Genomic DNA, 8,819 nt, shown 5'->3' on the forward strand with positions numbered 1-8,819 from the left:
TCGGCCTTCCAGGCTTTCACGATGGCCAGGTCTGCGAAGATCCCCTCTTCCAGGATATAGGTCTCGCCATTGAAGACCTTCTCTTCCTTGCCTTCGGCCACCAGCGTGCCGACGCCCGTCTTGGTGTAGAAGCCCGGAATGCCTGCGCCGCCAGCGCGCATGCGCTCGGCCAGCGTGCCTTGCGGGTTGAATTCCAGCTCCAACTCGCCGGAGAGGTATTGCCGCATGAATTCTGCATTCTCGCCGACATAGGACGAGCACATCTTCTTGACCTGCTTGGTCTGTAGCAACACGCCGAGCCCAAACTCATCAACGCCCGCATTGTTGGAATAGACGGTGAGGTCCTTGGTGCCGGCCTCGCGGATCGCCGCGATGGACAGTTCCGGAATGCCGCAAAGGCCGAATCCGCCTGCGGCAATCGTCATGCCGTCGAACAGCACGCCATCCAGCGCGTCTGCGGCCGTCTTGTATATCTTGCTCGCCATGAAGTGCGGGCCTCCCCTTGGGTAATGCTGCGGTGCAGCAGGGGTTCTAGACCTGCTCGACCGTTTGTTCAATTGCCCCAAATATCGAATGCCCGGATTTGTCGAGCATTTCCATCCGCACAACGTCGCCCGGTGACATGAAGGGGGTCTTGAATTCGCCGGTCGCAATCTTCTCGATCATGCGGATTTCGGCGATGCAGGAATAGCCGAGACCACCCTCGCTGACAGGTTTTCCGGGGCCACCATCGGCGCCCTTGTTGGAGACCGTGCCAGAGCCGATCACCGTGCCTGCTGACAGGGGCCGCGTCTTGGCCGCGTGGGAAACGAGCCGTGCAAGGCTGAACGTGGCGTCTTCGGCGGCCTCGGCGCGGCCGAATGGTTGGCCATTATAGTCCACATGCAGCGGCAGATGGACAAGGCTACCCTGCCACGCCTCGCCCAGCTCGTCCGGCGTGACCGCGACCGGCGAGAACGCGCTTGGCGGCTTGGACTGGAAGAAACCGAACCCCTTGGCGAGTTCTCCGGGGATCAGGCCACGCAGCGAGACGTCATTGCACAACATGACCAGCTTGATGTGATCAGCGGCCTCCGCCTCGCTCGCACCCATCGGCACATCATCGGTGATGACGGCGATCTCCCCTTCCATGTCACAGCCCCATGCCATGTCACCCAGCGGAATTGCATCGCGCGGGCCCAGGAAGGCATCGGAGCCGCCCTGATACATCAGCGGATCATCATAAAAGCTTTCCGGCACTTCCGCGCCGCGTGCCTTCCGCACCAGTTCGACGTGATTGATATAGGCCGACCCGTCCGCCCACTGATAGGCACGCGGCAGCGGGCTTTCACAATCATGCTCGTGGAAGCGTGCGGTCGGCACAGAGCCAAGCTCCACCTGCTCGGCCAGCTGTTGCAGTTTCGGGGCATAGACATCCCATTTATCGAGCGCCGCCTGCAGCGTTGGCGCGATGCCGGCCGCATCCGTGTAGCGAGTCAGATCCTTCGAAACGACAACAAGGCGGCCATCGCGGGCACCATTCTTCAGTGTGGCGAGTTTCATGGTTCAGCTTTCCTCCGCGATCTTCTCATGCAACCAAGCAGCATGCCTCGGCGCTTTCTTCGTCGCACTCCATTCCTCGATCATTGGCTGGGCAACCTCTTTCAGCTGCGCCAACTGGTCCGGCGTGCCGATGTCGGCGGCCAGTTCGATGCGGTGGCCATTCGGATCAAAGAAATAGATCGACTTGAAGATGCCGTGATGCGTCGGGCCGAGCACGTCGAGGCCCATGCCTTCGAGGTGGGCCTTGGTCGCCATCAACTCATCCATGGAGCCGACACGGAAGGCGATATGCTGCACCCATTGCGGCGTATTCCGGTCACGGTCCATGTCCGGCTGGGTCGGTAGTTCGAAGAAGGCCAGAACATTGCCGTTCCCGGCATCCAGGAAGACGTGCATGTACGGATCATGCGCGCCCGTCGACGGCACCTTGTCCTCGGCAATGGCCAGCTGGAAATCCATGCCCAGCGCATCGCGATAGAACTCCACCGTCTCCTTCGCATCCTTGCAGCGATAGGCAACATGGTGAACGCCTTTCAGGGGAGCGGGAGCCGTCATTACGCGTCCTCCTCTACCTTGAGCGCGCCTCGCTCAATCTGGTCACGTTCCATGCTTTCGAACAAGGCCTTGAAATTGCCCTCGCCGAAGCCGTCCTTGTAGTCGCCCTTGCGCTGGATGAACTCGAAGAAGACCGGGCCAATCTGCGCCTGCGCAAAAATCTGCATCAACAGGCGCGGCTCCCCGCCCTCGGTCGTGCCGTCCAGCAACAGGCCGCGGGCCTTCAGGCCCTCAACGTCTTCGCCATGGCCCGGCAGGCGCCCGTCCAGCATCTCGTAATAGGCGGCCGGCGGCGCGGTCATGAAGGGCACGCCACGTTCTTTCAGGCGGTCATAGCACGCATAGAGATCGTCACAGATCAGCGCGATATGCTGGATGCCTTCGCCATTGTATTCGCGCAGGAATTCCTCGATCTGGCCCTTGCCGCCCTCGCCTTCCTCGTTCAGCGGGATGCGGATCTTGCCGTCCGGCGCCGTCAGCGCCTTGGAGGTCAGGCCGGTATATTCGCCCTTGATGTCAAAATAGCGGATTTCCTGGAAGTTGAAGAGCTTCTCATAGAAATCTGCCCAATATTTCATCCGGCCACCATAAACATTGTGCGTCAGGTGATCGATCAGCTTGAAGCCGGCGCCAACAGGATTCTTGTCCACACCCGGCAGGTATTCAAAGTCGATGTCATAGATATCGAGATCGTCGCCATAGCGGTCGATCAGGTAGATGATGGAATTGCCGATGCCGCGAATGCCTGGAATGTGCAATTCGCTGGGGCCGGTGTTCACATTTACCGGCTCAGCGCCCTGTGCCAGCAAATGCTGGTAGGCCTTGCGGGCATCGCGCACGCGAAAGCCCATGCCGCAGGCGGATGGGCCATGCTCACGGGCGAAATACCATGCAGCGGATTTGGGCTCGTAATTGGTGATGAGGTTGATACCGCCCTGCCGCCACAGCTCGACATCCTTGGTCCGGTGGCGGGCAATCTTTGTGAAGCCGATCAGCTCGAACACCGCTTCCAGATGGCCTTTTTCAGGCGCGGAAAATTCGATGAACTCGAAACCGTCGAGGCCGGCGGGATTTTCAAACAGGTCTGCCATGGTGCGCTCCAGTCGTAATTCCGGGGGGTCAAAACTATTAGTTTCATATGTAACTATTTGACAGACGGAACGCAACCCTGAATCAGTAAACCATGCCTGATATTGAAAACGTTTCTTTGCTTCGCCTGCGCGAATTCCTGCCCTACCGCCTGTCGGTCCTGTCGAACACGATCTCGACGCGGATCGCGAGCCTGTATGACCGCGAATTCGGTCTCTCGATCTGGCAGTGGCGGGTCATGGCCGTGACCGGCGACCGGCCCGGCATCAGTGCCACCGAAATCGGCCAGCTGACCGCCATGGACAAGGTCGCGGTCAGCCGCGCCATCGCTGCCATGATCCAGATGGGCTATCTGGAGCGCAAGACGTCAGAGACCGATGGTCGGCGATCCCAGCTCTTCCTGACGCCGGCTGGCCGCGATGTGTACGAACTCATCGTACCGATGGCGCTCGGCGCGGAACAGGAATTGGCCAGCAGCCTGACGGAAGACGAGCAGAAACAGCTCGAACGCCTGATGGGCAAACTCGCCGATGCCGCCTCCCCTGACCGCCCGCTCTGGTAATGCTCAGGCCAACGGCCAGAACATCGGGATGACGATCATGGACGCCGCGAACATGACGAGGTTCAGCGGCACACCGATCTTCAGGAAGTCGGAGAATTTGTACCCGCCCGCACTGTAGACCAGTGTATTGGTCTGGTAGCCGATGGGGGTGGCAAAGCTCGCGCTGGCGGCAAACATCACGGCGACAACGAATGGGCGTGGATCAATGCCCAGCTGACTTCCCAACCCAATGGCGATGGGCGTCAGCAGGATCGCGGCAGCATTATTGCTCATGATTTCGGTCAGGAAGGATGTGATGAGGTAGAGCACCGCCAACACGGCCAGCGGCCCCATCCCGCCCGTCAGTCCGGCAAGATGCCCGACCAGCAGGCTGGCCGCACCGGTTTTCTCCATTGCCGTGCCAAGTGCCAGCATGCCGAAGATCAGCATCAGGATGTCCCAGCGGATCGCGCGATAGGCTTCCTGATGGTCCAGGCATCCGAGCGCAACGACGGATGTTGCCGCAATCAGCGCGAGCGCCGAAATCGGCAGCACGCCCAGCGCAGCCAGCCCCATCACCGACACCAGCGCGACAATCGCGATGGGTGCCTTGCCCCGTCTCATGGCGCGCTCGGTCGTCTCGGTAAGATTGTTGAGAATGCCATCATCAAACAATTGACGCATGCCCCGTGCCGGACCCTCCAACAGGACCGTGTCGCCCACGTCGAAGCGGATGTCGTCTGTATTGGTGACATTCTCCCCGCGCCGGTGGATCGCCAGCACGTAGACACCATAGAGGCGTGCCAGGCCGAGCCCATTCAGCGACCGGCCGGTCAACCGCGATTGCGGCCCGATCACGCCTTCCATGATGACGGTCTCGCTGGTCTGGATCGGTTCAAAGGCAGGCCGCGCATCGGAGGCCGACGCACCAATGGCGATGCTGCCTGCCTCCTTCAGTGTCAGGACTTCTGAGACCGGTGTACGCAAGACGATCCGGTCTCCGGCTTGGATCGACAGGTCGCGCAAATCAGCCCGCAGCGACAGCCCCTCCCGGAAGACGTCGATCACCTTGAATCCCTTCTCTGCAGAAAACCCGGTTTCGGAAACCGTCTTTCCGATCAGCGGCGACCCCAAAGGGATCAATATCTGCGCCAGAAATCGCCGGTCCTTCGCATTCGGCAACATGTCCACCAGCGATTCCCGCGTCGGCAACAGGAAGGGCGAAGTCAATGCGAGATAGGCAGCCCCGACCAGCGCGAGGATCACCCCGGCGCCTGTGATCTCGAACACGCCGAACGGGGCCAGCCCCGCCTCCTGCGCGACGCCATCCACAAGGATGTTGGTCGAGGTGCCGATCAGCGTCGTCGTACCGCCAAAGATCGCCGCGAAGGAAAGCGGAATCAGCAGTTTTGACGGCGCCACGCCGATCGTCCGCGCGAGTTGGATCACCACAGGGATCAGCACCACGACGATTGGCGTATTGTTCATGAGGGCGGACAGGATCATCACGCCCAGCATCATGGCCAGCATTGCCACTACTGGCGACGCCCGGCTGGCGAGTCGCGAGACCAGCCGTCCAGCCGCATCAATCACCCCGGTTCGCTCCAGCGCCGCCGACAACACGAACATGGCCGCAATCGTGATCGGCGCGGAATTCGAAAAGACCGAAAGTGCCTCAGGCACCGACAAAATACCCGTGAGCAACAATGCGCCCATCGCCAGCAGCGCGACGACATCCGCCGGCAGGACTTCCCTCACGAAACCGAAAAACACGATCCCCACCAGCAACAGCACGATGGCAATCTCTACCCCCGGCAGGGTCAGAATATCAGCGGGCATGGGGTCAGCTCCAATGGCAACCGCGCATCCTTACACGACCGCGAATTGTTCCACTACTGAGCTTTTCTAAATCCAGCCGATATGACCAGCCCTATCTGGACCCGCGCCGCCGCACTTTCAGCGACCGTTCCACAAAGGCATCTTCCTCAAGCGTGAACCGCTCGACGAGGCGCGCAAGGAAGGCCGACAGTTGGTCGCGCACTTCATAAGGCGCTTCCATCGGCAGGAAGTGGGTCGTGCCGCGCACCGCCTTCATCATCATGGCGGGATAGGACAGGATCAATCGCGCGCGCACCTTGTCGCTGATCACGGAATCCCGGGTCGGCCTCAGAATGGTCATCGGGATATGGTGTTTCTTTACGCGGCGTAGGGCACCCCAAGGCCGGTTGCGCTGGGCGGCAAAGGTCGCTGCTTCCCATTTCGGCTCACACAGCAGACGCCAGGTCTGCTCATCGCTATCAGCAGAATTGTGGTCGGTGCGTTCAATACCATCCAGCAGGTAATCTGCCAGAAAGGGCTCGCGCCATGATTTGAATGCGCCGCGACCTGTATAGGACTCAAGCGCCTCACGGAACGATCCGAACTCGGCGCGACGTTTCTTGGCCTGACGGGCCATGGCATTGCGCCGCAGAAGGAATGAAATAGGCGACAGCATATGCTGCCAGAAATAAACCGATTTCGACATGATTACCGGGTCGGCCAGTACGAGGCCTTTGACGAGATCGGGTCGCTTGCCTGCCACCAACAGGGCCACGCACCCGCCCATGGAGTGCCCGCCCAGGATCACGCCCTGTGGCGCTTCTTTCTCCAACCACTCGATCACATCGTCGCGGTGGCGTTTCCAGGATTTCATGCGGCCGGGTTTGGCCTGCAATGTGGAACGACCATGCCCCCGCATGTCGAGCGCCGCCACACGCTGGCGAAGCCCGAGGGGCGCCAGCAATGACTGATAGGTCATTCCATTGAATCCGGTCGCATGCAGCCATACCGCAGAGAAGGGCTTGATTGGGTCACCGAATTCAATGCCGGCCATCTCTCCGCCGGCTTTGGCCTCATACGTAAATCGACGCATCAGCCCCTCGATCCAAAGACGCGCCGCAACAGATCGGTCGTCCGAGCCACAGGATTCTCACGGATCTTCTTCTCCTCTGCAGCCACGTAGTGGAACATGCCATCCAGTCCCAGTGTGACCGCGTGATTGGTCAAGTCATTTTGCAGGCTGGAGGTGACTCCCCCGACGCCATAGCTATTGGCGACCTGCTCAAGTGACGTGAATGCACCCGCCTGTGCAAGCGACGTTTTGACATAGGGTGTGAATGACGCACGCAGCTGGCTCTCGGTCTTCTCGCGCAGGTAGTCTGTCGCCGCTGTGTCGCCGCCATTCAGGATGCGTACAGCATCCTCAATCGTGATCTGGCGGATCGCTCCTATGACCAGCGTCTTTGCCTCCGGCACAGCTGCCTCCGCCGCCCGGTTCATACGCAATTCCAGGTCATCCAGTGGACCGCTCGCCCCGACGCGCGACAGGCCGGATTGGATATCCCGATAGGTTTTCGGAAGCGGAATACGAATTTCCGAATCTCCGAAATAGCCATTGGTCTGGCCCAGTTGCGCTGCCACGATGTTGGTGCCCACTGTGAGCGCTTCGCGGAGACCGGCATCAATTTCGGCCTGGCTGAGCGCACCGCCCTGCCCTGTTTGCTGGCCAATCACCTCGCCCAGAACCCGCCCCAGATCACCAGAGCTGCCCGTGGTCGCGCAGCCCACCGGCACCGTCAGCAGCGCCATAGCTGCGATCATCATTGGTCTCATGGCCGTCTCCTCCAGTTTTCTCCAGATGACCGTACTCGACGCCGTGACTGAATAGAAGCCACACGAGGATGTATTGCTGCAGCGCCAGCTCACCTTACGAACGTGTCATGGAAAATTTGTTGACCACGTATGTAGTCATGTCATACGACTACGCTTGTAGTCCAGAGAGGGGTTCTACACTATGAAGATTTCCGATGCAGAACTCGACGTGATGAGCGTGCTTTGGGCGCGGCCGGGCCTTGCCGCCTCGGATGTCCACGACGCGCTGGGCACCGAAAAGGACTGGACCAGCCGCACCGTCAAGACCTTGCTGGCCCGCCTTGTGGAGAAGGGCGCGCTAAGCACTGAGGAAGATGGCCGACGTTATCTCTACTATCCCCTCGTCGAGGAAGGCACCTACAAGGCTGGGGCCGCTCGCCAGTTCGTCGACCAGGTCTTTTCCGGTCGCGCAGCCCCCCTCGTGGCGCACCTTGCTGATACGCGCGGTCTTACGGCCGATGACATCGCAGAACTTGAAAAGCTTCTAGGGGAGTTGAAGAAATGATTTTTGACCTGAACAGCCTCAACTTCACCTATGGCGTACAGACCGTGATTGCGGTGTCTGTCCTGATCGCGCTCATTCTGTTTGCGCGCAAGCATGTTGCCCGGCAGTTCGGCGCGGGTGTCGCCTATGCGCTCTGGGCAATTCCGCTGGCCCGGCTTGTCCTGCCTCCCCTTTCCATGCCCACGCCGCTGGCCGGGTTCTTTGAGATGTTCCAGTCTCAATCACCTGCGGCGGCTGGGACGGCAGATGCTGCACCTGCATTCGTTCGCTCACCTGAACCCGTAGGATCCGCAGCCAACGCCGTCTGGGCTCCGCCAGCAACCGGTCCTGAGGCTTCGAGCCCCCTGTTCGAAGTGGCTCATGGTCCTGCGGCCTTCCCGGAACTGTCCGAGCCTGTTTTGGGCGGACTCCTTCTTGGAACCGTGTTGGCCGTGTGGGCTGGCGGAGCCATCTACATGCTTGCCCGCAGTTCGTTTGCACACCACAGTTTCATGCAGACCCTGCGCCGCGAAGAGATGCCTGCCTCGCCCGAGCTCGCCAGCCTTGCCGACGATGTGGCCCGGCAGATCGGCCTGAAGCGCACTCCGCAGATTTCCACCAGCTTCATTTCATCTGGCCCGCTGGTCTCCGGCCTCTTTCGCCCGACTGTTCTGCTACCGGCCTGGTTCGAGGAAGACTATACCGTGTCCCAGCAACGGGCAGCGTTGGCGCACGAGCTGACGCATATCAAGCGCGGCGACCTCTGGGCCTTGCAGATGTCGGAAATCTTCGTTTCTGCACTCTGGTTCAATCCGCTGGCCTATATTGCACGACGCGCCTTCCGCACCGACCAGGAAGCAGCCTGCGACAGCGATGTGCTGAAATCCGGAGCGTCCTCCCCTCACGCCTATGGTGAGA

Annotated in this window: 10 protein-coding genes; 3 read left to right on the top strand and 7 right to left on the bottom strand. The window is 60.4% G+C overall.

From position 1 onward, the window contains the following. The 4 genes from B4F73_RS09515 to hppD form a co-directional block, all read right to left on the bottom strand. The coding region (locus B4F73_RS09515; protein WP_290481334.1) for a CoA transferase subunit A at positions 1-485 on the bottom strand (485 nt) is incomplete at its 3' end. Positions 486-531: 46 nt separating this feature from the next. Further along, the gene (locus B4F73_RS09520) at positions 532-1,542 is read right to left on the bottom strand and encodes a fumarylacetoacetate hydrolase family protein (RefSeq protein WP_290478687.1); all 1,011 of its coding nucleotides are present in this window, start codon (positions 1,540-1,542) and stop codon (positions 532-534) included. 3 nt (positions 1,543-1,545) lie between these two features. After that, positions 1,546-2,097, bottom strand: coding sequence for a VOC family protein (locus B4F73_RS09525; protein ID WP_290483104.1), 552 nt, complete (start codon positions 2,095-2,097; stop codon positions 1,546-1,548). After that, positions 2,097-3,188, bottom strand: a complete 1,092-nt coding sequence (gene hppD / locus B4F73_RS09530; RefSeq protein ID WP_290478684.1) for a 4-hydroxyphenylpyruvate dioxygenase — start codon at positions 3,186-3,188, stop codon at positions 2,097-2,099. Before hppD ends, B4F73_RS09525 begins: the two co-directional genes overlap by 1 nt. A 92-nt stretch (positions 3,189-3,280) precedes the next feature. Between hppD and B4F73_RS09535 the strand changes: the two genes are divergently transcribed. Beyond that, the gene (locus B4F73_RS09535) at positions 3,281-3,748 is read left to right on the top strand and encodes a MarR family winged helix-turn-helix transcriptional regulator (protein WP_290478683.1); all 468 of its coding nucleotides are present in this window, start codon (positions 3,281-3,283) and stop codon (positions 3,746-3,748) included. A 3-nt stretch (positions 3,749-3,751) separates the two neighbouring features. On the opposite strand, the gene B4F73_RS09540 is transcribed toward B4F73_RS09535, so the two are convergent. The 3 genes from B4F73_RS09540 to B4F73_RS09550 all read right to left on the bottom strand — a co-directional run bounded on the left by B4F73_RS09540 (position 3,752) and on the right by B4F73_RS09550 (position 7,378). Continuing rightward, the gene (locus tag B4F73_RS09540) at positions 3,752-5,566 is read right to left on the bottom strand and encodes an SLC13 family permease (protein ID WP_290483105.1); all 1,815 of its coding nucleotides are present in this window, start codon (positions 5,564-5,566) and stop codon (positions 3,752-3,754) included. Positions 5,567-5,657: 91 nt separating this feature from the next. Continuing rightward, positions 5,658-6,638 (bottom strand): alpha/beta fold hydrolase, encoded by a 981-nt coding sequence (locus B4F73_RS09545; RefSeq protein ID WP_290478681.1) that lies wholly within the window; start codon positions 6,636-6,638, stop codon positions 5,658-5,660. Continuing rightward, positions 6,638-7,378: a DUF4197 domain-containing protein gene (locus B4F73_RS09550; RefSeq protein ID WP_034815961.1), complete on the bottom strand. Its 741-nt coding sequence runs from the start codon at positions 7,376-7,378 to the stop codon at positions 6,638-6,640. The genes B4F73_RS09545 and B4F73_RS09550 overlap by 1 nt, the downstream gene beginning before the upstream one ends. Positions 7,379-7,559: 181 nt before the next feature. Here B4F73_RS09550 and B4F73_RS09555 point away from each other — a divergent pair, with 181 nt between their 5' ends. Both B4F73_RS09555 and B4F73_RS09560 read left to right on the top strand, forming a co-directional pair. Next, positions 7,560-7,922, top strand: a complete 363-nt coding sequence (locus B4F73_RS09555; RefSeq protein WP_034815959.1) for a BlaI/MecI/CopY family transcriptional regulator — start codon at positions 7,560-7,562, stop codon at positions 7,920-7,922. Then, positions 7,919-8,819, top strand: a 901-nt coding sequence (locus tag B4F73_RS09560; protein WP_290483106.1) for a M56 family metallopeptidase, incomplete at its 3' end; no start/stop codon positions are given. The genes B4F73_RS09555 and B4F73_RS09560, both read left to right, overlap by 4 nt.

Origin of the sequence: Hyphomonas sp. UBA3601 (genome assembly GCF_002375605.1) — a bacterium.
Taxonomy (GTDB): domain Bacteria; phylum Pseudomonadota; class Alphaproteobacteria; order Caulobacterales; family Hyphomonadaceae; genus Hyphomonas.

Bases quoted from the DNA above. Each gene is read 5' to 3' on its own strand.
- B4F73_RS09545 (WP_290478681.1), bottom strand. From the start codon at position 6,638: ATGCGTCGATTTACGTATGAGGCCAAAGCCGGCGGAGAGATGGCCGGC.
- B4F73_RS09525 (WP_290483104.1), bottom strand. From the start codon at position 2,097: ATGACGGCTCCCGCTCCCCTGAAAGGCGTTCACCATGTTGCCTATCGC.
- hppD (WP_290478684.1), bottom strand. From the start codon at position 3,188: ATGGCAGACCTGTTTGAAAATCCCGCCGGCCTCGACGGTTTCGAGTTC.
- B4F73_RS09550 (WP_034815961.1), bottom strand. From the start codon at position 7,378: ATGAGACCAATGATGATCGCAGCTATGGCGCTGCTGACGGTGCCGGTG.
- B4F73_RS09555 (WP_034815959.1), top strand. From the start codon at position 7,560: ATGAAGATTTCCGATGCAGAACTCGACGTGATGAGCGTGCTTTGGGCG.
- B4F73_RS09540 (WP_290483105.1), bottom strand. From the start codon at position 5,566: ATGCCCGCTGATATTCTGACCCTGCCGGGGGTAGAGATTGCCATCGTG.
- B4F73_RS09535 (WP_290478683.1), top strand. From the start codon at position 3,281: ATGCCTGATATTGAAAACGTTTCTTTGCTTCGCCTGCGCGAATTCCTG.
- B4F73_RS09520 (WP_290478687.1), bottom strand. From the start codon at position 1,542: ATGAAACTCGCCACACTGAAGAATGGTGCCCGCGATGGCCGCCTTGTT.